This is a genomic window from Salinimicrobium sp. WS361 (genome assembly GCF_050750585.1).
GTDB lineage: Bacteria > Bacteroidota > Bacteroidia > Flavobacteriales > Flavobacteriaceae > Salinimicrobium.
Genome location: NZ_JBOJLM010000003.1, coordinates 18,245 through 44,867 on the forward strand (window position 1 = coordinate 18,245; position 26,623 = coordinate 44,867).

Consider the following 26,623-nt stretch of genomic DNA (forward strand, 5'->3'; position numbering starts at 1 on the left):
AAATTTACTCTAAAATAGACATTTTTGGATACCTAGGCTTTTAGGGCAGTTTCAATAGCACTGCCAAAAAGCTTTTTTAAAGAAATGCCTGCCGCCTGGGCCTGCTGTGGCAGAATACTCGCTTCACTGAGCCCCGGGTTGGTATTCATTTCAATAAAATGTGGTTCGTTGTTGTGGAAAATAAATTCAGATCTCGAAAAACCTTTCATCTTCAGTTTGCGATAGATCAATTTGGCTATTTCCTGCACTTTTTTAGTTTGTTCTTCTGAAATTCGGGCAGGGGTGATCTCCTGAGATTTTCCGAGGTATTTGGCTTCATAGTCAAAAAACTCATTTTCAGAAACAATTTCAGTGACCGGCAGCGCGAGAATCTCGTCGTTGTGAGTGATCACTCCAACCGAAACTTCGGTACCATCGAGAAATGATTCGATGATGATCTCGTTATCTTCCTTAAAAGCAAATTTTGTGGCAGGAATAATTTGATCACGCGATTTCACTTTTGTAATTCCGAAGCTACTTCCGGCTTTATTGGCTTTCACAAAGCACGGCAAACCAACTTTGGCAATAATTTCATCGGGATCAACTTCATCTCCTTTATCGACGAAATAATTTTCAGCAGTTTTAATTCCGAAGGGCTTGAGCACACTAATAAGGTCTCTTTTATTAAAAGTGAGTGCCGACTGGTAGAAATCGCAGGAAGTCTGCGGAATGTCGAGCAACTCGAGATAGGCCTGTAAAAGGCCATTTTCACCAGGTGTGCCGTGAATGGTGTTAAAAACGCAATCAAAAGTGATTAACTGCCCATCAATGGTGACGGTAAAATTGCTGCGGTTTATGGGGTAAGGTGTGTCATTTTCTCCAATGACAAACCACTCTTTTTGCAGGATATGTACCCGGTAAGGGTTGTATTTACTGCGGTCAAGGTTTTTGTAAACAACATTACCGCTGTTGATAGATATACGGTATTCGCTGGAGAAGCCGCCCATGGCTATGGCTACATTTTTCTTCATAATTAAATATCGCCCAATTATTTTCGTTAGCAAAAATAGCGACTAATAAATGAATGTCTGCAAAACCGCCTGATTTTATATCTTTGCCTTTTAAATTAAACTATGAGTTTCTTCCGATTTCTCTTTAGCAAAACCTTTCTTATTCAATTGGTTTTGGCTGTATTTGCGGTAGTTTTGATCGCCTTTATTATACTTCAATGGCTCGATTATTCTACAAATCAAGATCAAAGAATAACCGTACCCAACCTGGAACGTTTGTCCCTGGATAAGGTTGATGAACAGCTTACAAAGCTCGACCTGCGCAGGGAAATTCTGGATTCTGCCAATTATAACCCCGATTTTCCGCCGTACTCGGTGATAGATCAGGTGCCGCTTCCTGGTAAAGAGGTGAAGGAGAACCGAAAGATCTATTTGACGCTCAATCCTTCCGGATTTACGAAAGTTGAAATTCCTGAAAATCTTATCCGAAGAACGCGCAGGCAGGTAGAGCCAACCTTGCGTTCCCTTGGTTTTGAAATAGGAACAATTACTTATAAACCCGATGTTGCTAAAGATGTGGTGCTTGAAATGCGTCACAGAGGCCAACTGCTGGAACCGGGAATGAAACTGATGAAAACTTCAAAAATTGACCTTGTGCTTGCCGATGGCTCCAGGAGATATGGAATGGAAGAAGAAGAGGATAGTACCGCACAAGAACCAATTTTGAATGACCTGGAAGACAAAGAATATGATTTCTGAAAATAATAACCCCGAACCCGAAGAGAACGATGATGACCTGTATGAACACCACAGGTTTGTAGCCGATAAAGGCCAGCAGCCATTGCGAGTAGATAAATTCCTGATGAATTATATCGAAAAAGCCACTCGTAATAAAATTCAAACTGCGGCTAAAGAAGGCAATATTCACGTGAATGAGGTTCCCGTAAAATCTAATTATAAGGTAAAGCCGGGAGATGTGATACAGGTGCTTTTTGAGCATCCACCTTACGAATTCCTGCTCACGCCAGAGGATATTCCGCTTGATATTGTCTATGAAGACGATTCCCTGCTTGTGGTCAACAAACCAGCAGGTATGGTGGTGCATCCCGGCCATGGGAACTACAGCGGAACACTTATAAACGCGCTGGTTTACCACTTCGAAAATCTGCCGCAAAACAGCGATGAACGCCCGGGGCTTGTCCACAGGATTGACAAAGATACCAGCGGACTTCTCGTTATTGCAAAGACCGAAAAAGCAATGACCAAACTGGCAAAGCAATTCTTTGACAAAAGCAGCGAGCGCGAGTATGTGGCTCTTGTTTGGGGAAATGTTGAGGAGGATGAAGGTACGGTTGAAGGCAATATTGGTCGTCACCCCAAGAACAGGTTGCAAAACACAGTGTATTTGGGAGATGATGAAGATAAAGGAAAGCCGGCGGTAACGCATTTCAAGGTCCTGGAAAGGCTTGGTTACGTAACTTTGGTTTCCTGCCGACTTGAAACCGGGAGAACCCACCAAATCAGGGTTCACATGAAGCACATTGGCCACACGCTCTTTAATGATGAACGCTATGGTGGCGACAAGATCCTGAAAGGTACCACCTTCACAAAATACAAACAGTTTGTAGACAACTGCTTTAAGGTGCTGCCCAGGCAGGCACTGCATGCAAAAACACTGGGCTTCAGGCATCCTGAAACAGGAGAGTGGATGAGGTTTGATTCTCCTGTACCACAAGATATGCAGGATTGTATTGAGCGTTGGAGAAACTACGCTAAAAATCAGAAAGAATTCATTGATGAATAAGCTTTTTTGATAGACCTATCAAAAGGAATAAACGATCCCGGCAGGAAATCTTGTCGGGATTTGATATTTTTGAGGGATAATAGAAATTTCTTAAGAGTATTCCATGAAAATAGTTGTATCGCCTGCCAAAACCCTCGACTACAAATCTAAACTACCAACCACCAGAGGAACCCAACCCTCATTTCTGGAAACCACAGCCGGCATCAACCGGAAGCTTTCGCGCATGTCGAAAAATGAAATCGCCGAACTTATGAGCATTAGCGATAAGCTAGCCGATCTTAACTACAACCGCTATCAGGAATTTTCTGAAGAACATAACAAACAAAACTCCCGGCCTGCAGTCTACGCCTTTGCCGGAGATGTTTATACAGGGCTTGATGCCTATACCATTCCTACTGAAAAGATCGATTTTATGCAGGATTCCTTGCGGATCCTTTCCGGCTACTACGGAATTTTAAGGCCGCTGGATCTTATTCAGCCGTACCGCCTGGAAATGGGAACTTCATTGCCGGTGAACCGAAAGAAGAATCTTTATGAGATATGGCAGGAGAAGGTGACCAGTTATTTGAACAATGAACTTAAAGAAGATGAACTTTTTGTGAATCTCGCCAGCCAGGAGTATTTTAAAGCTGTAGATGCCTCAAAACTAAAGGTGCAGGTCATTTCACCGGTATTTAAAGACTTCAAGAATGGAAAATTAAAGATCATCAGTTTTTTTGCTAAAAAAGCCCGTGGTACTATGGCCAGATTTCTAATTGAATCTGAAGCCCAGACACTTGACCAACTTAAAGCTTTTGATGGCGATGGCTATAGATTTTCGGCTGAAGAAACTACCAATGAAAACGAGCCGGTTTTTACCAGATAGCTTCAGCAGCAGGAATTGTTAAAGTATTTAAAAAAGCGGTGTCTCACCGCTTTTTTCTTTTTAATTTCTGAACCTGCATAAGGTTCCAAAAATGTCATATTTTGAGGAGTCTTCAGAAGTAAATAAAATTAATAAAAAAGCAAGTTCGTAAAATGAAAATTAAAAAGGTTTTAGTAGCAAACAGAGGAGAAATAGCCATACGAATCTTTAGGGCCTGTACCGAGATTGGGTTGAGAACCGTAGGGATCTATACCTATGAAGACCGCTATTCGCTACACCGTTACAAGGCTGACGAATCTTACCAGATAGGAGCAGATAAAGATCCTTTAAAACCTTATTTAGATATAGAAGCAATAATTAAGGTGGCCAAAAAGAACGGCGTAGATGCTATTCACCCCGGCTACGGATTTCTTTCTGAAAATGCCGAATTTGCTAAACAATGTGAGGAGAACGGGATCATTTTTATAGGGCCAAAAGTCTCTGTGCTTAGATCTTTGGGAGACAAAGTAAAAGCCAAGGAAGTTGCGGTGGCCAATGATATTCCGGTTATTCGGAGTAATGAAAAAGATCTTACCACAGTTGAAGTGGCCCTAGAAGAGGCTGAAAAGATTGGCTATCCGGTGATGCTTAAGGCTGCATCGGGCGGGGGAGGCCGCGGAATGCGGGTAATACGTTCAGAAGATGATCTAAAAAGCGGCTTTAATGAATCTAAAAGGGAGGCTAAAAATGCTTTTGGCGATGACACCGTCTTCCTGGAGAAGTTCGTTGAAGATCCTAAACATATCGAGATCCAGATCGTGGGTGACCACCATGGCAATTTGGTGCACCTGTTCGAGAGGGATTGTTCTGTACAACGACGGTACCAAAAGGTTATTGAATTTGCTCCGTCCATGGGGCTTGATGAAAAGGTAAAACAGAACCTCTACGATTATGCAGTTAAACTTTGTAAGGCCGTAGATTACAACAATATTGGAACTGTAGAGTTCCTGGTAGACAGAACGGGAGAGATCTTCTTTATTGAAGTGAACCCCAGGATACAGGTGGAGCATACGGTCACCGAGATCATTACCAATATTGATCTTGTGAAGGCACAGATCTTTATCGCCGGAGGCTATAAACTGAGCGATAAACAGATCAAAATCGAATCCCAGGAATCTATTAAAATAAGCGGCTATGCTTTGCAATGCCGAATTACAACCGAAGATCCTACAAATGATTTTAAACCAGATTACGGAACCATCACCACTTATAGAAGTGCATCAGGTTTTGGGATTAGACTGGATGCCGGTAGTATTTACCAGGGTGTAAAAGTCTCTCCTTTCTTTGATTCTATGCTTGTGAAAGTATCGGCAAGCAGCCGTACGCTTGATGGCGCCTGCCGAAAAATGCGCAGGGCACTGGCCGAGTTCAGGATAAGGGGCGTGATGACCAATATTGGTTTCCTCGATAATATTCTGGCACATCAAACCTTTAGACAGGGCGATGTGACTGTGAATTTCATTAAAGATAATCCGGATCTTTTCAAGATCAGGAAGACACGCAACCGGGCAACAAAAATGGTAAAGTTCCTGGGAGATGTGATCATCAATGGAAGTGAGGATGTGAAAAACCCTGAAAAGAAGAAATTCATTAAGCCTGCAGTTCCCTCTTTTAAGGATAATGGTTATCCAAGGGGAACTAAAGATTTGCTTACGGAATACGGTCCCGAAAAGTTTTCTCGCTGGCTTTTACATGATGGGAAGGTGCATTTTACCGACACCACCATGCGTGATGCACACCAGAGTCTGCTGGCTACGCGTATGCGTACCTATGATATGGAGAAGGTTGCCGAAGGTTTTGCCCGAAACCATCCTGAAGTTTTCAGTATGGAAGTTTGGGGAGGTGCCACCTTCGATGTTTGCATGAGATTCTTAAAAGAGGATCCATGGGAAAGGTTGAGAAGGCTTCGCGCGGCAATGCCCAATGTACTCCTGCAAATGCTGTTGCGTGGTTCTAATGGTGTGGGCTACACGGCCTACCCCGATAACCTGATTGAGAAATTTGTGGAACAGGCCTGGGAAAATGGAGTTGATGTCTTCAGGATCTTTGACAGCCTTAACTGGATGAAATCCATCGCTCCTTGTATTGAGCATGTGAGAAATAAAACTGACGGGCTGGCAGAAGGAACCATCTGCTATACGGGAGATCTAATGGATCCGAAGCAAACAAAATACAACCTCGACTACTACGTGCAGCTCGGTAAAGATATTGAGAATGCAGGTGCTCATATTATCGGGATCAAAGATATGGCGGGTATTCTGAAGCCCGATGCAGCTTTTGAACTGGTATCGGCTCTTAAATCGAGAATTAATGTACCAATCCATTTACATACTCACGACACCTCTTCTATACAGGCTGCTACTTACCTCAAAGCCATAGAAGCCGGGGTTGATGTGGTGGATGTTGCCCTGGGAGGTCTCTCCGGGCTTACCTCGCAACCTAACTTCAACTCAATCGTAGAGATGCTGAGGTTCCATGACCGTGGAAGGGCTTTTAATACAGATAAACTAAATGAATATTCCCAATACTGGGAGGCTGTAAGACGTTACTACTATCCTTTTGAATCTGGCTTAAAAGCAGGTTCGGGAGAAGTTTATAAGCACGAAATTCCCGGCGGACAGTATTCCAACCTTAAGCCGCAGGCAGAAAGTCTTGGTCTGGCCGATCGTTTTCACGAGATCACCGAAATGTACAGCAAAGTAAATGATCTTTTTGGTGACATCATCAAAGTTACACCCAGCTCAAAAGTAGTGGGAGACATGGCGCAGTACCTGGTAAGTAATAATCTTTCAATAAAAGATGTGCTTGAAAAAGGAGAAGATATTTCTTTTCCCCAATCGGTCAAAAGTTTCTTTAGAGGAGATCTTGGTCAGCCTCATGGAGGATTTCCTGAAAAAATTCAGAAGATCGTCCTCAAGGATGAAAAACCTTATACCGAAAGACCAAATGCACATTTGGAACCCATAGATTTTGAAAAGGAATTTGCCGAATTTGAAAAAACTTTCAGTGAAGGAATGGGTAGGGATGTGGAGATCACAGATTTCCTTTCCTATAAATTATATCCAAAAGTATTTACAGATTTCTATAACCACCATGTAGAATTTGGAGGGGTAATGAATGTGCCTACAAAGAATTTCTTCTACGGTATGGAACCCGGAGAAGAGATCATAGTAGATCTTGACCGTGGTAAAACCCTGCTTATTGAGTTCCTGTCTATTGGAGAAACCGATGAAGACGGAATGGCAAAAGTTTTCTTTAAAGTAAACGGTCAAACAAGGGCAGTAGAAGTTAAAGACCGATCTGTCAAGGTAGAGAAAGTAGTACATCAAAAAGTCGATAAAGACGATAAAAAGCAAGTAGGCGCACCACTACAGGGAGCCCTGTCAAATATCCAGGTGGAGCCCGGACAAAAAGTGGAGAAAAATCAGCCGCTGTTTGTGATCGAGGCCATGAAAATGGAAACTACCATCACCGCCAATACTTCGGGAGAAGTAGACAAGATCGTGCTCAAAGAAGGAGACATGGTGTATGCAGATGACCTGGTTGTTGTGTTGAAGTAGATTTGAGATTTAAGACATGAGACATAAGAGCCAGGAACAGATGGCTCGGATTTGTAATCCGTGCCGATTATTTCTACTTGAACCAAGAACCAAGAGCCAATTGCCAGGAATCAAGGCTTTGGAATTTGGTGCTTGATAATTGGAATTTATATTTTAACCGGATGGCGCGGATTTGCAATCCGTGCCGATTATTTCTACTTGAACCAGGAACAAAGAGTCAAGAGCCAAGAGCTAAGATTTTGGAATTTGGAATTTTAACTTTGGTGCTTGAAACCAGGTGAGTAAAAATTAAAATTATGAGCAGATGGCGCGGATTTGTATTCCGTGACGAATAATCACTTATGTAATGCCGTCCAAATAACAAACAAACCTTAAACATTAAATCTTGAATCCTGAATTATTTCACCACCAACATCCTTATAAACCTTTCATTCCCAAAAACGCTACAAAGCTAATTGTCGGCACCTTACCGCCTCCTCGTTTTACGACAGGGGAATTAAAAGAAGATGATGTGGATTTTTGTTATGGCAGCAGGGACGGGATGTTATGGCAAATCATCGACAGGATCTTTGATCTGGATCTGAAATTTGAGAACACTCCCGAGGCCGTAAAACAGCGAAAGGATTTCTTAGCGAGCAAAGGTATTGGGATTTGCGATACGGTAGAAAGTTGCAGGAGAGACAAAATAGACGCGTCAGACCTCGGAATGCTGCATGTAGAATTGCGTGATCTTATCGGAATCCTTCGGCAGCATCCAGAAATAGACACCTTGCTTTTTACTGGCGGTAACAGCAAAAACGGACCTGAGTTCTTCTTCAGAAAGCTACTAAAACATCATGATATTAAGATCAAGGTAATTTCCAATGATGTACCCAGGGTACACCAGTTTCTGCTGGATGGGCGGCCAATCAATACAGTGTCACTCACCGCACCGTCGGGATCGGCGAACAGGGCTATTGGTAGTATGGAGCTGTACAAGCACTTAAAAAAACAAGACCCTGAATTCAATACAATTGATTTCAGGGTCTTGCAATACCGTCAGTTTTTTGAGGACTAAACGGATTCTTTTTCTAGCGGATCTTTTATTTGCTGCGGTTTCGTGGTAAACTTTCCTCTTTTCGGTCGCAGCTTTCCGAAGGTATTGAGCGGATTCTTACCGGTTTTGGTCTTTTTTTCTCCCTTGCCCATTACTTTTTGTTCTGCTGGTCTTTGATATTGTCTTTTTCAAGATCAAATTCGTTCGTTTCTCTATCGCGGTTTCCTATCTGGCCACTAAGAGGATCATTATCACTACTTCTTTTTCTTTTATCGTGTTTATCTTCTATACGTCCCATAATTTCGTTTTTTGAATTCACTTCAAGATACGAAAATTCATACCCGGGCGCTATTAAATCATTGTTAATAAGCGGGTTAATTATCTTATGGAACTTATAAAGTCCCAAATCCCGGAGGTGCCGCTGTCAGTAAGTTGCTTAATAAATGCACTCCCAATAATTGCCCCTTTAGTATTTTCGGTTGCTGCGGAAAATGTTTCATTATCCTTGATCCCAAAACCAACAATAAGAGGACTCTGTAATGCCATTTTTGACACCCTTGTGAAATACTCCTTCTGAAGCTGCCCAAATCCGCCTGTACCTCCGGTTACCGCTGCAGTACTCACCATATAAATAAACCCTTCTGAAGCTTTATCTATTTCTCTTATCCTTTCTTCGGAAGTTTGGGGAGTGATCAGGAAGACCGGAAGCAGGTCATACTGCTGAAATATCTCTCTATAATGCAGCTGATATTCTTCCAGCGGAAGATCCGGGATAATAAGTCCGTCAATGCCTATTTCACTACACTTACGGCAGAATTTCTCCACCCCGTACTGAAGTATCGGATTAAAATATCCCATGATCAATAATGGTATATCCACAGTTTCCCGAATATTCTCCAACTGATCAAAAAGTTTTGTGGTGGTCATGCCATTTTTCAAAGCAGCTTCCGAACTTCTTTGAATTACCGGCCCATCTGCCAAAGGATCACTAAAGGGCAATCCAATTTCAACCATATCTACACCGCTGCTTTGTAATTCCTTTAAAATTGTGACTGTATCTTCAGGTTGAGGATAACCGGCAGTAAAGTAGATGGAAAGCAGCTTTTTTGAAGAATTTTCCTTGAGTTTTTGTTTGATTCTGTTCATATCTATGGAGAGACCTCACAGGTCTTTGAGACCTGTGAGGTCTGCTTTATTTACAAATTAAAATGTTCAATATAGGTGTTGAGGTCCTTGTCTCCACGTCCCGATAAGTTCACGACCACCACTTCATCTTTTCCAAACTTTCGCTTCTCAAAAATGGCTAAAGCATGGGCCGTTTCTATTGCTGGAATAATGCCTTCCAGTTTGCACAGGTCGAGACCTGCGGCCATCGCGTCTTCATCGGTAATAGAAATGAATTCCCCCCGCCCGGTCCTGAATAGGTTAGCGTGCATAGGTCCTACGCCGGGATAATCCAGTCCGGCTGAGATGGAATAAGGCTCTGTGATCTGTCCGTCATCGGTTTGCATGAGGAGGGTTTTACTTCCGTGGATGATCCCTTCCCGACCTAGAGCCGAAGTTGCCGCACTTTTTCCGGTAAGGATTCCTTCCCCGGCGGCTTCCACTGCGATGATATTTACTTTCTCATTGTCGAGGTAGTGATAGTAAATTCCGGCGGCATTACTGCCTCCGCCTACACAAGCTACTACATGATCTGGTGCCTCACGACCTTCTTTTTCCTGCAGTTGTTTTTTCACCTCTTCAGAAATAACACTCTGGAAGCGGGCTACCATATCTGGATAAGGATGCGGTCCCACCACAGAACCAATGATGTAATGCGTGTCCACCGGATTGTTGATCCAATCGCGGATTGCTTCATTGGTCGCATCTTTTAAAGTTTTACTTCCTGAAGTTGCCGGTACCACAGTAGCGCCAAGCATCTTCATCCGGGCAACGTTTGGGGCCTGCCTTTTAATGTCTACCTCGCCCATATATACCACGCACTCAATCCCCATTAAAGCGCAAACTGTAGCGGTTGCCACTCCGTGTTGTCCTGCGCCGGTTTCGGCAATGATCCGGTTTTTGCCCAGGCGCTTTGCCATCAGGATCTGCCCGATTGTATTATTAACTTTATGTGCCCCGGTATGACAGAGATCTTCGCGCTTCAGGTAAATTTTGGTATCGAATTTCTCGCTAAACCTTTTAGCAAAATAAAGCGGGGTGGGCCGCCCTACATAATCCTTCAGCAGCTGGCGGAATTCTTTCTGAAAACTCTCTTCCTGCATGATATTCAAATAGCGGGAACGGAGTTCTTCCACATTTGGGTACAACATTTCGGGAATAAAGGCGCCGCCAAAATCCCCGTAATAACCTTTTTCGTTTACTTGATAACTCATAATTTTTAATTGTATAGCCGTTCCCTGAAGGTCTTCAAAGCTTCGGCATCCTTTACTGCCGGGGCAGTTTCAAATTTACTGTTTACGTCAATGCCGTAAAAGAGGTCCTCTTTTTGCCTTTTTTGGAAGGTATGGTAAAGTTCTTTTACTGCGGCTGTATCATCGGGCCCAATCCCGCCACTCAGGAAAAATGGAGTGGTAGAAGGATAATCCTGCAGCACCTCCCAGTTGAACCTGATCCCGTTGCCACCCTTACTTTTTCCCAGGGTGTCAAAAAGAAAATAATCCACAACGTCCTCATACGGCTGTAACTTCCCAAAATCAAACTCATTTCCAATACTGAATACCTTGATGAGCTCAATTTCTTCGGAAATCTTCTGCTTCAGGTTGGTTATAAATTCCGGACTTTCTTCTCCGTGAAGCTGAAGTGCCGAAAGTTGATATTTTTTGATCTTTTCGAGGATCTCTTCTTCGGAAGCATTCACAAAAACACCGGTTTTCTTTATTTTTTGATCCCCCTGAAAGATTTCTCCAACAACATTCCGCGGGGAACCTTTGAAAAAGATGAGTCCGAGGTAATCGGGTTGTAAAGCAGCGATACTGCTCATATTTTGAGGTTCCCGCATGCCACAGATCTTCAGTTTCAGGTTCATGAGGTTATACTTTTCAATTCTTGAATAAATTCTGAAGCACTTTTTCCGGGGTCTTCGGTTTTCATGAAATTTCCTCCTATAAGGAAGCCTTTAAAGCCGCTTTTTTGAAGTTCTGTAATTGCTGAGGTTTCACTAATGCCACTTTCGGAGATCTTGATGTAATTGTCTGGGATCTTTTCAGCAAGATCTTTGCTGTTCTTAAGATCTACCTCGAAAGTTTTGAGGTTGCGGTTGTTAACACCAATCATATCTACGGTGTCAAAAATGGCATTTTTGAGCTCCTCTTCATTGTGTACTTCCAGCAGTACCTCAAGACCAAGATCTTTTGCTTTTTTTGAAAGTTTCTGAATTTCCTTTGGCTTCAGGATGGCTGCGATCAAAAGGATCACATCTGCGCCCATGGCTTTTGCTTCAATGATTTGGTATTCATCGATCATAAAATCCTTCCGAAGCAAAGGAAGCTTCACGGTTTCTCTTGCAATGGCAAGATCGTCAAGGCTGCCGCCAAAGAATTCCTCGTCTGTAAGCACCGAAATGCCCGAAGCACCTGCAGTTTCGTAACCCGCCGTCACTGTGGCAGCATCTGCTTCCAAATTGATCTCGGGATGGGAAGGGGAGCGGCGTTTAAACTCGGCAATGATTCCGGTGGAGGAATTTTTCAGGTTTTCCTTTAGGGAAATGCATTTTCGGCTAAAGTGGGGCAGGAGTTGAAGTGATTCTGCAGGCACTTCTTCTTTTAAAAAGGCTACTTCTTCTCTTTTTCTGGCTGCTATTTTTTCAAGTATGTTCATTTTCAGAATTAATTTAATTGCTGCAGTTTTTGCAATGCTGTAAGCGCGCGACCGGAGTGCAGACTTTCTTTAGCTTCCAAAAAGGCCGTTTCCAGTCCGCTTTTTTTAACGGTATTGATCGCAACGGCCGCATTGGCACAAACCACATTTTCCTGGGCTGCGGTTCCTTTATTGTTCAGCACATTCATAAAGATCTCTGCCGCCGATTCGATCGTATTCCCACCCGAAATTTCGGAAGCCTTAATGGATTCCAGCTGTAGATCGGCCGGGCGTAAAACAGCTTCGGCGTTATTGGTGATCATTTTTGTGTTTCCGGTAAGGGAGATCTCATCGTACCCGTCAAGGGCGTGTAAAATGGTAAAATTCTTGTCTGTTTTCTGGTAAAGATAGGCGTACATTCTGGCAAGTTCGAGGCTAAATACCCCGACCACCTGGTTTTTTGGGAATGCTGGATTCACCATGGGTCCCAGCATATTGAAAAAAGTTTTCACTCCCAGTTCCTTGCGGATTGGGGCGACGTTTTTCATGGCCGGGTGGAAGAGGGCAGCGTGAAGAAAACAAATTCCAGCTTCGTCCATACTCCGCTTTAAAAAGTCCTGTTCATTAGTGAATTTTATCCCCAAATGCTCCATCACATTCGAGCTGCCACAGCCCGAAGAAACGCCGTAGTTTCCATGTTTTGCAACCTTTACACCGGCTCCTGCCGTCACAAAGGACGCCAGTGTGGAAATGTTGAAAGTGTCCTTGCCATCGCCTCCTGTTCCGCAGAGATCAATTGGATCGTACTGGGCGAGATCTGTAGAAAGGCACATTTCCAGCAGGGCATCCCTAAACCCTTCCAGCTCTTCAAGGGTGATGCTGCGCATCATATAAACCGTTAAAAAAGCGGCAATCTGACTGTGATTGTATTGTCCTGCAGAAATATTGACCAGTACATTTCTTGCTTCCTCTTTAGAAATGGTTTCGTGGTTGATCAACCTGTTTAAAATTGCTTTCATGCTGCTAAATTATTTCAGATTGTTGATCATTTTTTTCTGCTGTGACCTTCTGTGCCGGACTATTAACCCAGTTGGCGATCATCTTTTTTCCTTGTGGCGTCAAAACGGATTCAGGGTGAAACTGTACCCCACGTACATCAAAATCCCGGTGGCGCAGGGACATGACTTCTCCATTCTCATCATAGGAAGTAGCCTGCAGACAGTCGGGGAGTGCCCGGTCCACCACCCAGGAGTGATAGCGGCCAACTTCCAGTTCGGTTTCCAGCTGGTCATAGAGAAATTCATCTGTAACACAAAGCTTAATTTTTGAAGCTACCCCGTGGTGCACCTCCTTTAAGTTAATGAGTTTTCCACCAAAAACTTCCCCAATAGCCTGCTGGCCCAAACACACTCCAAAAATGCTCTTTTTGGAGGCGTAGGTAGAGATTATCTTTTTTAGAAGCCCGGCTTCATCGGGAATTCCTGGGCCGGGAGACAGCAGGATCTTGTCGTATTTTTCAATTTCTTCCAGGTCCAGCTCATCATTTCGGCGAACAGTCACTTTGCAGTCCAGTTCCTCGAGGTAGTGTACAAGATTGTAAACGAAGGAATCGTAATTGTCTATTACGAGGACGGATGGGGTCCCACCGCCTTCACTAATGGGGAGGGAGTTCTTCGTTATGTCAAGATTATTTTTCATTTTTTCATTTTTTTGTTCCCTCCATTTAAGGAGGAGTGCCCAAAGGGCGGAGTGATTAACTCCCCTCCTTAAAAAGGAGGGGCTGGGGGAGGCTTAGATTTCTTCAGCCAGCTCCAATGCTTTCTTTAATGCTCCAATTTTGTTATAAACTTCCTGTAACTCTCCTTCAGGGGTTGATCCTGAAACAATACCGGCACCGGCCTGATAATATAGTCGGTGGTTCTTGCTCAGGAACGACCTGATGATAATGGCATGATTAAAATTTCCGTTGAAGTCCATAAAGCCAATGGCGCCGCCATAGAAATCGCGGTTCACATTTTCATACCGCTCAATGAGCTGCATTGCTCTGTGTTTTGGGGCTCCGCTTAGCGTTCCGGCAGGGAAAGTATCGGCCACCATTTGCATGGTGCTCACGTCTTCATTTTTAATACCGGTGACTTTGCTCACCAGGTGAATCACGTGAGAGAAATATTGGATCTCCTTGTAGTTTTCCACTTTCACTTCTTTACTGCTTCGGCTAAGATCGTTGCGGGCGAGATCTACCAGCATTACATGTTCGGCGTTTTCCTTTTCATCGGCTGCCAGTGCCTTTGCGCTGGTAGCATCCTGCTCGTCATTTCCGGTGCGCTTAAAGGTGCCGGCAATGGGATGAATTTCAGCTTTGCCATCTTTTACTACCAACTGAGCTTCAGGCGAACTTCCAAAGATCTTAAAGCTTCCGTAGTCAAAATAGAATAGATATGGCGAAGGATTAACATTTCGCAGGGCGCGATATACATTGAATTCATCGCCCTTGAAGCCTTGTGAAAATCTTCGGGAAAGCACCAATTGAAAAACGTCACCCCGGTGACAATGCTCCTTTGCTTTTAAGACCATGTTGCGGTAACCTTCATCGGTTTCATTTGAAGCAGGCTCCCCTTCCGCAGAGAAAGGATAGGAAGCGAAATTCTTTACCTTTAGGAGTTGTTCTATTTGATCAAGGTTATTTTTTTCGGAGTAACTGTGATCAAAAATATAGGCTTCGTTATTGAAATGATTTATTGCTATGATGTTCTGGTAAACCGCATACTGGATTTCCGGAATTTCTAAATCATCTTGTTTTTTGGACAGGTTGAGCTTTTCGAAATACTGCACTCCATCATATGCGATATATCCAAAAAGTCCTTCATTAATGAAATTAAAATTGGGACCGTTGGTTTCGAACTTTTTAGAAAATTCGTGAATGGCTGCAGGAACATCAAACTGGGCAGTGATGGGAGTTTCCCGGGAAGTGCCATCGGGGAAAGACTCGATAAAAAGCCCTTTTTTAACCATTACTCCGGCTATAGGGTTGCAGCAAATGTAGGAAAAGCTGTTCTCGTTACCGTGGTAATCACTACTTTCAAGCAAGAGACTGTTGGGAAAGATATCCCGCAGCCGCAGGTAGACACTTACCGGGGTAAAAGTATCTGCCAGAAGTTTTTTATAAGTAGTGGTAAGTTTATACATGTTCATTTTTTTACTGAATTATGAGCATAAAAAAAGGCTTGTCGTGATTGACAAGCCTTTGTATATAATTACAGGAGGTGTTGCTCACGACGATTGACGTAAGTATTTCCACCACCAGTTATTTTTATTGATCAGGTTCATTTGAATAGCAAATATAGAAGGGAATTTATTCTAAAAAAATATTTTTTGAAATTATTTCTGCTTTCCACGCAATCACGGAATGGAAGGAGCTAAAAAAGAGCAGGTGATTCTTATATTTGTGAACATAACTTAAATGAGAAAAAATCATGAAAGAATTAAATCAGGAAGAGTGGAGAGAGAAAATAGCTCAGGATGATAGAGCTGTGATCCTTGATGTAAGGACCGAAGAAGAAATAGAAGAAGGCTACATTCCGGGAGCTAAAATGATAGACATCTATAAAGGGCAGGAATTTATCGATGAAATTGAAAAGTTAGATAAGGATAAAAATTATTATGTCTACTGCCGAAGTGGCAATAGAAGTGGTCAGGCCTGCGCTATCATGGATCAAAAGGGGTTTGGCAATACATATAACCTCATTGGAGGATTCTCAAGCTGGGAAGGCGAAACGACAGAATAGTCCTACAAACTATATGTTAAAATTTAAAGGGCAGAATTTACACAAATTCTGCCCTTTTACATTTATGTGAATTACAGTAGCAGAGATTGTGCTTTTTTGGGTTTTAATGATTTTGATCACCATTGCTCCAAGGGTAGATAAGTACCTTTATAAAAACTTACCATTCATGCGTACTCTAGGATTAATCGGCGGCACTTCTTGGCATTCTACCATAGTCTATTACCGGCTCATTAATGAAATGGCCGGGAAACGAACAGGAACTCATTCAAACCCACCCCTTATGCTTTACAGCCTCAATGTAGAATTGATGAGGGAACATGATGTGGATAAAATAAAGACAACCTACCTGCACATAGCCCGAAAGCTGGAAATCGCCGGAGCCCGGGCAATTGTGATTTGTGCCAACACGCCTCACCTGGTTTATGAGTATGTACATAGTAAAATATCCATTCCCATTCTCCATATTGCAGATGCTGTAGGGCTCGAAGCGCGCAGTAAGGGCCTTACAAAACTTGGGTTATTAGGCACCCGTCCTACAATGAAAGGAGACTTTCTTCATAAAAGGCTTAAAGAAAAATTTGGCATCGAAGTCATCGTACCCGAAGATGATTTTATGGACGAGATACATTATTATATCGCTCACGAACTCACCCGCGGAAAATTCACCGAATCTGCAAAGTCATTCTTTTTAGATCATATTCAGTTACTAAAGGAAAGAGGGGCTCAGGCTGTTATTATGGGATGTACAGAATTGCCCATCCTCGTCAATGATGAAGACACCGATCTTCCTTTGCTGCAAAGTACCAATCTACATGCAAAAATGGCTGTAGATTATATTTTTCAAAGAGATCAGGAGGGTATATAAGTAAGAAGAGAGATCCCCCAATCTCTCTTCTTTATAAAAATTTACAAATACCCTTTAATAAAAGCGCGTGCCTATTAATTGGTAGGGTAAAGATACCTCTCAGTTGTTCTAATTACATATAGGGGAAATCCCCTAATTTTTATGCATGAAACCTTCTGTACCTGGCCATGAGGAACATGTAAGCCGCATAGGCAACCAGTCCTGCAGCTACCACTCCCATTAACCAGGGGCCATAAGCCGAATCCTGAAGGAATGAAAAAGCTTCCTGTGTAGTTTTTATTTCTGAAGGATTGGAATTTACCGCAGCTTTAATTGCAAAGAATCCGATGATTACCAGGATAACTCCTCTGGCACTGAGGCCAAATTCAGCAGTTTTTTTGACGGTTTCCCTCTTTTTCTTCTCACTCAGAGATGCCAGTCCTAACTTTTTATAATAGTCGTTCTTATATGCCTTCACGAACTGAAATATTCCGGCAATGATAATTCCCACTCCTACAATACCAATAATCCAAAGTCCGGTCTCACTGGCCAGGAAGGAAGATTTTTGCATGGAACCTGAAGAACCCGAACCTCCACGGCCGGCGCCAAAGGCTTTAAGTGCTGCGAGTACTCCTATTCCCAAATACAGCAGGCCACTGCAAAAGAAACCGATTCGTTTTGCAGTTCCTTTTTTATCATCGCCTATATTCTCGGGATCTTTTATTGCCTGTACAAATCTCCAGGCGGCATAGCAGGCTAGCCCCAGAGCCATTAGAACAAGCAGAATGTTACCAAAAGTTTGTTTTTCAAGGAATTCAAGAACCTGAAGCTGTCCCGCTTTTTGGCCGCCCATATCAAAAGCAGCTTTAAAGGTCAAAATCCCAATAATTCCATACACCACTCCCTTAGCTACAAACCCAGTTCGGGCCATTTTCTTAATCTTTTCGTCTATCATAATTTTAGTTGGTTTACTTCTAAATTAGAAGAAAATGCACTCAAAAGCAACGAATTATGTAAACTTTAATATTCACGGCACCAAGCGAAAGCTGTGATTTATCCCATCAACTTTTACTCTTTAAGTAGCGCCATTAGCTTTTGATTTTCTTTCTTTTCGGCATAGGTGTAAGCGAAATTGCCTTGTGCATCCCTCAGGGTCTTATCGGCCCCGTTTTGCAGTAAAAGTTGAGCAACCTCCAGCTGTTCAAACATAGCAGCGAAAATGAGGGGAGTAGTGCCGCCAGAATTTCGGGCGTTAACATCGGCTCCTTCAGAGATCAACATGCGGGTTATTTCCATATTTCCTTTAAAACAAACTCCCATAAGGGCAGTATTGCCGGCGGCGTCGCGGCCATCAACTTCGGCTCCTTTTTCAAGCAGTAGCCGGGTAACTTCGGGTTGGTCAAAATAGGTGGCGAGGATGATAGGAGGGAAGCCCTTTTCATCCCGGAGATTCACTAAAGCCGGGTCGGCTTCAATTTGACGTTCTAACTCTTCGGTATTTCCTAATCTTATATTGTCCTGAAAACTCATGGTAGTAATTTATTTACACCTTCCAAAAATGGCATTTTTGAAGGCCTGTTATTTTAAGTGAAATTATAAAAGAAGAGAAGCTTTCAGCTCATTTGTTCATTCTCTTTATTAATTAGTACATAAAACGAGTTGATGATGATCTTTATTGATCCTCTCCTTTTCACTCTTCATTCATTGTTTGCCCGGTATTCACTGTTTTGACAAGTCGAATGAATTCTGCACGATAACCTTCAGGATCTTCGCTTCTTCCGGCATCGGCAAGAGAAATGACAAGACTGTCAGGTGCATTGTTGGTGAATTCAGATTCCCGTAGCTGCATACCGAAGAGGGCTACAGCCGAAGCAAATTGAAAATCGGCGTCCATAGGTTCTACCTCATCTTTAAGGGATTTGGTAATCAGGATGCTTTTGGAACCTTCAGGTTTTTGGTACCTGAATTTCACCGTGAGTAGTTCTTCCGAAGAAGATTTTATTTTTCTGTCGCTGTACTTAAGGTCATCAATATCTTTCAGGTATTTACTATCTACCCCTGCCGGAATGATTTCATAAAGTGCAGTAACGGTGTGGCCGCTGCCCAGTTCTCCTGCATCTTTTTTATCGTCGTTAAAATCTTCGTCATTGAGAAGCCTGTTTTCATATCCAATTAGGCGATAGGCCTGCACCTTTGCGGGGTTTAACTCTACCTGTATCTTTACATCTTTTGCGATAGTATAAATGGTGCCGCCAAATTCTGTTCCCAGCACTCTTTTAGCTTCCTGCATGGTGTCTATGTAAGCGTGATTGCCATTGCCTTTTTGAGCAAGAGTTTCCAGTTTTGAATCCTGATAGTTTCCCATTCCAAAACCAAGGGCCGTAAGGAAAATTCCGGTATCCCTTTTTTCTTCGATAAGGTCTCCCATGGCGCGGTCGCTGCTGGCGCCAACGTTAAAATCTCCATCGGTAGCCAGGATCACGCGATTGTTTCCATTTTCAATAAAATTTTCCTGTGCAATTTTATAGGCGAGTTCAATGCCTTCTCCGCCAGCTGTTGAACCTCCAGCCGATAAATTATCTATAGCCTCAAAAATGGCTTTTTTATCACTTCCTTTTGTTGAGGGTAATACCACACCGGCTGCACCTGCGTAAACTACTATGGCAACTTTATCTTCCTCCCTTAATTGAGCGGTTAAAAGCTTAAAAGCCGATTTTAAAAGCGGAAGTTTATTTTGGGAATTCATTGATCCCGATACATCTAAAAGAAATACCAGGTTTGATGCAGGCACATCATCTAATGGGATGGTTTTACCCTGTAGCGCTATTTTTACCAGCCGGGTTTCACTGTTCCAGGGAGTTTCTGCTACAGCTGTATGTATGGCGAAAGGATGCTCACCGGTGGGTTGTGCATAATCGTAATTAAAATAATTAACCATTTCCTCAATTTTCACTGCATCTTTGAGAACTTTTTGGCCATTATTGATCATTCTACGCACGTTGCTGTAAGAAGCTTTATCTACATCTATTGAAAAGGTGGAGAGGGGAGTGGTGTTTGCATTTTTGAAGATATTTTCTTCAATCTGGTTGTAAGATTCCCGCTGTGGCGGAAGGCGAGTGGCTACCCCGCGAATCCTTAACTGTGAGTTCTGGATGCCTGTTACTACTATTTCCTCCTCGAGGGCTGTAAAATCGGGTTTCAGGGCAACATCTATTACCTTTTTTTTACCCACTTTTATTTTTGCGGTTTTATACCCAATATAGCTAAAGACCAGTTTATCACCTTTTTCGGCTTTAATGGTGTATTTGCCAACAAAATTTGTTTGGGTCACAGTGTTTGTGCCTTCTACAGTGATATTAACACCCGGAAGCGGGCGATTGTTCTCATCTGTTACCGTTCCGGAAATTACTTCGGCTTCAACAGAAATATTCAACAATGTGGAGACAAAGAGTAGTAAAATGATATTCATTTGGTTAAAATTTAAGTGGATAATAGAAGATATTTAAATTTTAACAAATATTAGGCCACTGCTGCACAATCTGAAAATTAATGCAGGTATCTCTGTAAATTACTTCTGAAAAAGCCTTTTTTGGGAACTAAAGCCCCGGAATGGTGCCGGTGCCTTTATTTCTCTGTTCAGCTGAGCCTTCGGGAGGGTACGGGATCTTGTCTTCGATCTCTTTAATATGTTCTGGATCAAATTTTGGAAGCTGTAAGTCTCCCTTCTCTTTCCACTGGCGCACCTTATCTTCAGCCGATTTGGATTTTTCTTTTGAAAGCCCTGTATCTCTTCCGAAGTAAATAGTTTGAGATGGGAAGGCAAAGCCAGTACCGCTTTCGTTTACCACATCCATAATGCGTAGCAGGAGGTCTTCCTTAACTTCCAAAAATTCATCAAAGGTGGTCACCTTCACATAAGTGAAAATTTCCAGATTTATGGAGTCGGCCCCCAGAGTGGTAAATCTTACCCTGGCAGGATCGGAAGTGACCATGGGGTGAGCGTAAAGAATAGCCCTTAGCTCTACAAGAAGATACCGAATTTGATCGGGCGTGGTTTCGTATCGCAGGCCTATAGTGGGATGAAACCAAAACCGGTCTCTATGGGCATAATTTTCAATTTTACTCGAAGAGAACTCTCCATTGGGAATGGTAATAAGGGTACGATCCAGCGTTCTTATCCTGGTAGAGCGCATTCCAATTTTCTCTACAGTTCCCACAGTATCACCTACCTTACAAAAATCTCCTACGCGAATAGGCTGGTCTGTAATGAGGGTAACACTACCTACAAAATTTTCTATGGTCTTTTGTGCCCCAAGTGCAAGGGCCAAACCACCTATTCCCAGTGCAGCCAGCCCTGTGGTAATATCTACTCCTATAGCGCCGAGAATGGCAATAATACCAAAGATTACAATAGCAATTTTTGCAGCTCTTTTCAGAAAAAGTGCAACAGAGACTCCGGATAAATTTCCGCGGGAGCTCATTTTATTTGTGCTGAATGTTCCCAGAAATTCAGATAAACGCCATAAAAGGATAAGAAAAGCCAGCAGGCCAATTACAATGGTTATTCCGCTAAACCGCTGCCGCAGAATTATGGAAATGCCTATTTCTGTAGAGAGCATTACGAAGAGCCATACTGCCAGGTAAAGTTTGACAGGCAGGGCAAAGGCTTTTAATACACCTGCAGTAGGTTCGGTACGGGCTCTTTTCCATACCAGCGGAATGATGTACAAAAAGAAATGGGTAAGCAGCCAGGCTACTGCATAAGAGAAAGCTGCGAGCAAAATTATAGCGAGCCACTGGCCTACGGTTGCTCCCCACAGTTCGTAGCGCTCCAGGATGTCGGGCATGATTCGGTTAAGAAGCAGTACGTTTTCATCAAGTGCAGAGAGTTCTTCAATGTATTGTATCGTTTGATCTGAAAAAAGCCATAACGGCCCTCCTTCCGGGCCTTCTACTTTTTCAAGCAGGAGATCAAAATCTTCCCGGGAAGAATCAATGGTTCCCACGCGTTCAAGGTGATTGGGTAAATCATCGTCTGTTCTTCCTTCCACACTTCTGCTAATCCATGAGTACGGCATGATTTGGCCGCCCTGATTGAGCAAGATCTCCAGATGCTGGGCCAGTTCGGCACTTCGGGCATCTTCGGCCTCTCCTTCGCCTACTTTAAAATATTCTCCTGCCTTTTCGTAATGTTTTTGGGCTACGGCCGAGATAAATCCGGCAATACTACCTCGTGGGGTGCGACGTTCAAGTGCGTCATCGGGCCATTGTGGCTCTGCTGGTTCTTCTGTTTCAGATTGCATTCCGGGGATTTGGGCATGCATCGTAGCGGGCCAAAACTGAAGGCTCAAGATTAAACTGAAGAGAATGAAGTAGTTCGTTTTGAAAATAGGATTTTGGAAGCGTATTCTAGTCATCTTGTCCGGCTGAAGGTTCTGCTGTATTGGGTGCCAAAAATGGCATTTTTGAGATCTGTTATTCTGTTTCAATAGTGTAGACCTAAAGATAAGAAAATTCGGGCGAGCTGTTAAGGCTGTTAAGGAAGCTTTTAGATTTGACAGGGAATTCAGGTGTTTTCCGAAGAAATATTCCGCTCTACGGTACGGCGATGTTTCATATATAATTTAGCATCCTCTAAGATTAGGTAAAGACATGGAACGATCAACAGAATGATAGAGGTGGCAAAAATGATCCCGAACCCAAGAGAAATAGCCATTGGAATAAGGTAATATGCCTGGCTGGATGTCTCCAGGATTATGGGAGTCAAACCTCCAAAGGTGGTGAGTGTTGTAAGGATAATAGGCCTGAAACGCCTGAGCCCCGCCTCGTGAATTGCCTCATAAACCGAACAGTCTTCCCGCCTTTTGTTGGCATAGTCTATCATGATCAAGCTGTCATTCACAACAACACCGGTCAAAGCGATCACTCCCATAAGACTTACCAGCGAGAGGTCGTAACCCAACAGGATATGCCCAATTACGGCACCTACTATTCCAAAAGGGATAGCGGCCATAACTATGAGCGGCTGTGCGTAACTGCTAAAGGCGATAGCCAGAAGTACATAGATAATTAACATAGCCATGGAGAAGGTGCTCCACAGGGAATTTGTAGACTCGCGCATATCGGCCTGGCTACCTTCAAAGGTCCAGGTGAGCCCGGGGAAATCGCCCCTTAGCTGAGGTAGCACCTCATTCTGAATTGCTGCCAGCACCTGCCCAACTGTATTGGCCGGCTCCACGTCCATCCCCACACTTACTACGCGCCTGCCATCACGCCTGTTGATGCTACTAAAGGCTTCATCCTGTTCAATCCGCACCACGTCCAGCAATGGTACTTCCACGCCCTGAGGGGTTCTGATGAGGAAGTTTTCAAGATTTTGAATATCCCGTCTTTCTTCTAAAGGAAGTTTTACGCGCACTTCTATTTCATTGGTGGTTCGCATTTGCCTCATAGCAAGCGCACCGTAGAAAGCATCCCTAACCTGCCGCCCCACTTCGTTGGAGGTGAGGCCAAGATTCCGGCCTTCGGGAAGGAGCTTAAAATCAAACTGCTGCTTTCCTTTGTTGTAGTTGTCACTAATGTCCCGGGTGTTTTCAAAAGCTTCGAGTCTTTCAGAAAAAGCTGTACTGGCTTTTTCCAGCACATCAATACTGGTATGGCTAAGATCAACGCTTATGGCCTGTTGGTAACCTCCGGGACCTCTTTCGGCTTCAAAAGTTATTTGATCTACCCCTTCTATCTCTCCAATATTGTCCCGCCAAAGGGCAATTACTTCTTTCGCAGTGGTAGTGCGTTGATCGGGCGGTTTCATTACGATCTCAACATCTATGAAATTTTGCCCCCTCACATTAGTTTTTACGCCTTCGGCTACTTCATAGAGATCATATTCTTCAAACATTTCGAAGGTGGAATTGGTGATCTGTTCTGCTACTTTTGCTGCCTGTTGGGTAGTGGTGCCTTCCGGAAGGCGTACTCCGGCTTCAATCTCATCTGCGGCTACTTCGGGCATCATGATCATACCCATGTGATCGCTGTAGCCGTACCCTCCAACCATGATCAAGAGCGCTATGGCAGCTGTGAGCGTGATATAACGGTACTTCAGGGATTTATCCAGAAGAGGGCGGTAATAATTATATACAAACCTGTCAAAGGCATTAGCAAATTTTTGCTGCAGGTTTTCAAGTTTTAAGGCCCAGCCTTTGGGTTTCTTTTCTTTTAAATGGCCAAGATGGGAGGGAAGAATGAAAAGTGCCTCAAGCAGGGAGACGGCGAGGATCACGATCACAACTACCGGAAGCGGCCACCAGAATTTTCCCGTTTCCCCCGGCATGAGCAGTAAAGGAACGAAAGCAATAATGGTTGTGGCTATACTGAAGACCACCGGGCGGGAGACATCTTTTGTCCCGGCTATTGCTGCATTTATGGGGCTAAGACCTTTCTTGCGATATTCATACACGTTCTCACCCACAACAATGGCATCATCGACCACTATTCCCAGTACCACCAGGAATCCAAACATGGAGATCATGTTGATGCTTACCCCCACAAGTGGAAGAAAAATAATCCCGCCAATAAAAGAAATAGACATTCCCATCATTACCCAAAAGGCAAGACGGTACTCCAGGAAAAGCGTAAGGATAATAAGCACAATTCCTATTGCCATAAGGCCATTTTCGGTGAGCAGGGAGAGGCGTTCATTATAATCTTCTGCACGATTGCTGTCAATGCGGTATTGCACTCCGGGCGGGAGGCGATATTCCTCAAGGATAGTATATACTTCGTCGGCAATGTCAAGAGGAGATTGATCGCCTACCCGGTAAATGCTCAGACTTACTGCCGGTTCCCTGTTAAACTGGCCATGAAACCCTGTTTCTTCAAAACCATCTGTTACTGTAGCGATCTCCCCCAGGGTCACCTTTGCACCCGAATCGGAATTTATTATCGCAATTTTCCTGAATTCCTCTGCCCATTGTTTTCTTTCCTTCATCCTGAGCAGGATCTCACCTGTAGCCGTCTCCACAGCTCCCGCCGGAACATCTTCACTTGATTCGGCTACAATACGTGCTACCTGATCTAATGTGAGGTTGTACTTACGCAGATTATTCCGCGGAATTTCGATATGAGTAAAGTAGTCGGGCACATTTCCCAGTTCAACCTGGGTGATATTGGGGTTACTCAGCAGGATGTTACGCAGTTGTTCCCCCAGCTGCCGCAGTGTCCAAATATCTACCTGTCCATAAAGGCTGATCTCCATCACGTCCTGTTGTTGTAGCTGCAGGCTTACCTGGGGCTGTTCAATATCATCTGGGAAAGTGCGTATGCGGCTAACCGCCTGGTCGATATCCTGAAAGACCTTCATTCGATCACTGCCGGCTATAAGTTCAATTTCCACCTGCCCCGAACCTTCCCTGGCAGTAGAGACGATCTCTTTTATTCCCTGTATTCCGCGAATGGCCTCTTCTACCGGCAGCAAAATTCCCTGTTCAACTTCGGCAGGAGCAGCACCGGGATATTGTACGTTCACATTTACATAATCGAGCTGAAACTGCGGAAAAACCTCCTTCTGAATTTGCAGCATAGTCCAAATCCCGCCTGCTATAAGAAGAACCATCATCAAATTGGCGGCAATAGAGTTGCGCGCCATATAGGCAATGACTCCTTCTTTGCGGGTATTTGACTCTTTTTTAGTCATTAATTTATACTGTCATTTTGGGTTGGCTTGCTTTGGGAAGCTGAATCTTTTTCGGTCCGCACAGCTACTCCTTCGGCTACTGTGCTTAAATTGGTGGTGATCACTTTTTCTCCGCCTTCCAGTCCTTTGCTTATATAAACGTATTGATTATCGGTTAAAAGAACTTCAACTTCTTTTATTGAGAGTTTTCCATCTTCCATAACCCATACCTTATTGTTCTCACGCAGATAATCTCTGTTAAGCCGCACTACGTTTGAAATTTCGTTTGCTTCCACCAGGGATTCCACAAAAGTGCCTATAATGAGTTCAGGTTTTCCTTTTGCGGTGGTTTGTGCAAGAGGATCGGGAACTTCCACAAGTACTCTTGCCATTCGGGTTTGGTTATCAAGTGCGCCCACCTGGCTGTCAAGATAGCCTGTTCTGAAAGTGTTCGGTGGCCAAGCAGCTGTATTTCTTATTCGCACTGAAGAGCCTTTTTCATTATCTGAATCAGGAAATCGCAACCATCTCAAGCGGGAGACAGGCATGCTTAAGATCACCCTGTATTTTTCTGTGCCCACAAGACGACCAAGATCTTCCCCCGGCGCCACCTGGGAGCCGGTGGTGACATTCTGGGTAATAATATGTGCATCAAAAGGAGCGCGGATGGTACTGCGGGCAAGATCGAGTTTTGCCTGATCTACTGCCGCCTGCGCAGCTTTTATCCTTGCCTTTACAGCGTTGAGCTGAGGTTGGCGCAACACCAGAGACCGCTCCTGGGGCGTAAGGGTTTGGTTACCTACCAGCTCAAGGTCCTGTTGGGCTACTTCCTGCCTTCCCATTTCAACATCAAGTTCTGTCTGCGCCTGCAGTAACTCGCTTTGCCGTAGCTCAAGTTGATTACGATAATCTGCAGGGTCAATTTGTAGCAGCAGCTCTCCTTTTTTTACCGATCTACCCGGTACAAAGGCATGGGAACGACGCACCACCTCACCGCCCACCCGGGCACTAATAATCACATCTTCTACCGGCTCTACTGTGCCCGTGGCCACCAGCGAGGGTGAGAAATTACCAGCTTCGGCACGGGTAACGCTTACCAACATGGCCATTTCGCGGGTAGCCCCTTCTTTTTGAGCCGTGGGTTCGCTCATAAATATAAAGGCGGTCACAGCAATGGCTAAGACTACGATGCCTGCGCAAATAAGAACGATCTTCTTGGTGCTCATAAA

The 26,623-nt window shown here is 43.7% G+C and carries 23 protein-coding genes; 7 read left to right on the plus strand and 16 right to left on the minus strand.

The window, feature by feature from the left end:
* Positions 1-32: 32 nt before the first annotated feature.
* Entirely contained in the window at positions 33-1,010 is a 978-nt protein-coding gene (locus ACQ93I_RS03645; RefSeq protein ID WP_431697184.1) for a D-alanine--D-alanine ligase, read from the minus strand.
* Positions 1,011-1,112: 102 nt separating this feature from the next.
* Here ACQ93I_RS03645 and ACQ93I_RS03650 point away from each other — a divergent pair, with 102 nt between their 5' ends.
* The 5 genes from ACQ93I_RS03650 to ACQ93I_RS03670 all read left to right on the plus strand — a co-directional run bounded on the left by ACQ93I_RS03650 (position 1,113) and on the right by ACQ93I_RS03670 (position 8,314).
* Positions 1,113-1,748, plus strand: a complete 636-nt coding sequence (locus tag ACQ93I_RS03650; RefSeq protein WP_431697185.1) for a PASTA domain-containing protein — start codon at positions 1,113-1,115, stop codon at positions 1,746-1,748.
* Complete coding sequence (locus ACQ93I_RS03655; protein WP_431697186.1) at positions 1,717-2,793, plus strand: RluA family pseudouridine synthase; 1,077 nt, start codon at positions 1,717-1,719, stop codon at positions 2,791-2,793. Before ACQ93I_RS03650 ends, ACQ93I_RS03655 begins: the two co-directional genes overlap by 32 nt.
* A 103-nt stretch (positions 2,794-2,896) precedes the next feature.
* A complete protein-coding gene (yaaA, locus tag ACQ93I_RS03660) occupies positions 2,897-3,658 on the plus strand; it encodes a peroxide stress protein YaaA (protein WP_431697187.1) in 762 nt (253 codons plus the stop codon).
* A 152-nt stretch (positions 3,659-3,810) separates the two neighbouring features.
* A complete protein-coding gene (locus ACQ93I_RS03665) occupies positions 3,811-7,257 on the plus strand; it encodes a pyruvate carboxylase (RefSeq protein ID WP_431697188.1) in 3,447 nt (1,148 codons plus the stop codon).
* 385 nt (positions 7,258-7,642) lie between these two features.
* On the plus strand, positions 7,643-8,314 hold the full coding sequence (locus ACQ93I_RS03670; protein WP_431697189.1) for a uracil-DNA glycosylase family protein: 672 nt from the start codon (positions 7,643-7,645) through the stop codon (positions 8,312-8,314).
* Here the strand turns inward: ACQ93I_RS03670 and ACQ93I_RS03675 are convergent.
* The 9 genes from ACQ93I_RS03675 to ACQ93I_RS03715 all read right to left on the minus strand — a co-directional run bounded on the left by ACQ93I_RS03675 (position 8,311) and on the right by ACQ93I_RS03715 (position 15,280).
* Positions 8,311-8,445, minus strand: a complete 135-nt coding sequence (locus tag ACQ93I_RS03675; protein WP_345597387.1) for a 30S ribosomal protein THX — start codon at positions 8,443-8,445, stop codon at positions 8,311-8,313. The genes ACQ93I_RS03670 and ACQ93I_RS03675 overlap by 4 nt on opposite strands.
* Complete coding sequence (locus tag ACQ93I_RS03680; protein WP_266067864.1) at positions 8,445-8,591, minus strand: hypothetical protein; 147 nt, start codon at positions 8,589-8,591, stop codon at positions 8,445-8,447. Before ACQ93I_RS03680 ends, ACQ93I_RS03675 begins: the two co-directional genes overlap by 1 nt.
* 80 nt (positions 8,592-8,671) lie before the next feature.
* A complete protein-coding gene (gene trpA / locus ACQ93I_RS03685; RefSeq protein WP_431697190.1) occupies positions 8,672-9,439 on the minus strand; it encodes a tryptophan synthase subunit alpha in 768 nt (255 codons plus the stop codon).
* Positions 9,440-9,489: 50 nt separating this feature from the next.
* Positions 9,490-10,671 (minus strand): tryptophan synthase subunit beta, encoded by a 1,182-nt coding sequence (gene trpB / locus ACQ93I_RS03690; protein WP_431697191.1) that lies wholly within the window; start codon positions 10,669-10,671, stop codon positions 9,490-9,492.
* 5 nt (positions 10,672-10,676) lie between these two features.
* Positions 10,677-11,324, minus strand: coding sequence for a phosphoribosylanthranilate isomerase (locus ACQ93I_RS03695; protein ID WP_431697192.1), 648 nt, complete (start codon positions 11,322-11,324; stop codon positions 10,677-10,679).
* The gene (gene trpC, locus ACQ93I_RS03700; RefSeq protein WP_431697193.1) at positions 11,321-12,115 is read right to left on the minus strand and encodes an indole-3-glycerol phosphate synthase TrpC; all 795 of its coding nucleotides are present in this window, start codon (positions 12,113-12,115) and stop codon (positions 11,321-11,323) included. The genes ACQ93I_RS03695 and trpC overlap by 4 nt, the downstream gene beginning before the upstream one ends.
* Positions 12,116-12,123: 8 nt before the next feature.
* Positions 12,124-13,113, minus strand: a complete 990-nt coding sequence (trpD, locus tag ACQ93I_RS03705; RefSeq protein ID WP_431697194.1) for an anthranilate phosphoribosyltransferase — start codon at positions 13,111-13,113, stop codon at positions 12,124-12,126.
* A 4-nt stretch (positions 13,114-13,117) separates the two neighbouring features.
* Positions 13,118-13,792, minus strand: a complete 675-nt coding sequence (locus ACQ93I_RS03710; RefSeq protein WP_431697195.1) for an anthranilate synthase component II — start codon at positions 13,790-13,792, stop codon at positions 13,118-13,120.
* A 93-nt stretch (positions 13,793-13,885) separates the two neighbouring features.
* On the minus strand, positions 13,886-15,280 hold the full coding sequence (locus ACQ93I_RS03715; RefSeq protein WP_431697406.1) for an anthranilate synthase component I family protein: 1,395 nt from the start codon (positions 15,278-15,280) through the stop codon (positions 13,886-13,888).
* A gap of 287 nt (positions 15,281-15,567) precedes the next feature.
* On the opposite strand from ACQ93I_RS03715, the gene ACQ93I_RS03720 reads away from it, so the two are divergent.
* Both ACQ93I_RS03720 and ACQ93I_RS03725 read left to right on the plus strand, forming a co-directional pair.
* On the plus strand, positions 15,568-15,879 hold the full coding sequence (locus ACQ93I_RS03720) for a rhodanese-like domain-containing protein (RefSeq protein WP_431697196.1): 312 nt from the start codon (positions 15,568-15,570) through the stop codon (positions 15,877-15,879).
* A 166-nt stretch (positions 15,880-16,045) separates the two neighbouring features.
* Entirely contained in the window at positions 16,046-16,744 is a 699-nt protein-coding gene (locus ACQ93I_RS03725) for an aspartate/glutamate racemase family protein (protein WP_431697197.1), read from the plus strand.
* 139 nt (positions 16,745-16,883) lie between these two features.
* Here ACQ93I_RS03725 and ACQ93I_RS03730 read toward each other — a convergent pair whose 3' ends face one another.
* The 6 genes from ACQ93I_RS03730 to ACQ93I_RS03755 form a co-directional block, all read right to left on the minus strand.
* Positions 16,884-17,678, minus strand: a complete 795-nt coding sequence (locus tag ACQ93I_RS03730; RefSeq protein ID WP_431697198.1) for a DUF1206 domain-containing protein — start codon at positions 17,676-17,678, stop codon at positions 16,884-16,886.
* 113 nt (positions 17,679-17,791) lie between these two features.
* Positions 17,792-18,253, minus strand: a complete 462-nt coding sequence (locus ACQ93I_RS03735; RefSeq protein WP_431697199.1) for an ankyrin repeat domain-containing protein — start codon at positions 18,251-18,253, stop codon at positions 17,792-17,794.
* 160 nt (positions 18,254-18,413) lie between these two features.
* Positions 18,414-20,192: a YfbK domain-containing protein gene (locus ACQ93I_RS03740; protein ID WP_431697200.1), complete on the minus strand. Its 1,779-nt coding sequence runs from the start codon at positions 20,190-20,192 to the stop codon at positions 18,414-18,416.
* A gap of 127 nt (positions 20,193-20,319) precedes the next feature.
* Complete coding sequence (locus tag ACQ93I_RS03745) at positions 20,320-22,026, minus strand: mechanosensitive ion channel family protein (protein WP_431697201.1); 1,707 nt, start codon at positions 22,024-22,026, stop codon at positions 20,320-20,322.
* Positions 22,027-22,289: 263 nt separating this feature from the next.
* Positions 22,290-25,415, minus strand: a complete 3,126-nt coding sequence (locus ACQ93I_RS03750) for an efflux RND transporter permease subunit (RefSeq protein WP_431697202.1) — start codon at positions 25,413-25,415, stop codon at positions 22,290-22,292.
* Entirely contained in the window at positions 25,415-26,620 is a 1,206-nt protein-coding gene (locus ACQ93I_RS03755; RefSeq protein ID WP_431697203.1) for an efflux RND transporter periplasmic adaptor subunit, read from the minus strand. Before ACQ93I_RS03755 ends, ACQ93I_RS03750 begins: the two co-directional genes overlap by 1 nt.
* Positions 26,621-26,623: the final 3 nt, after the last annotated feature.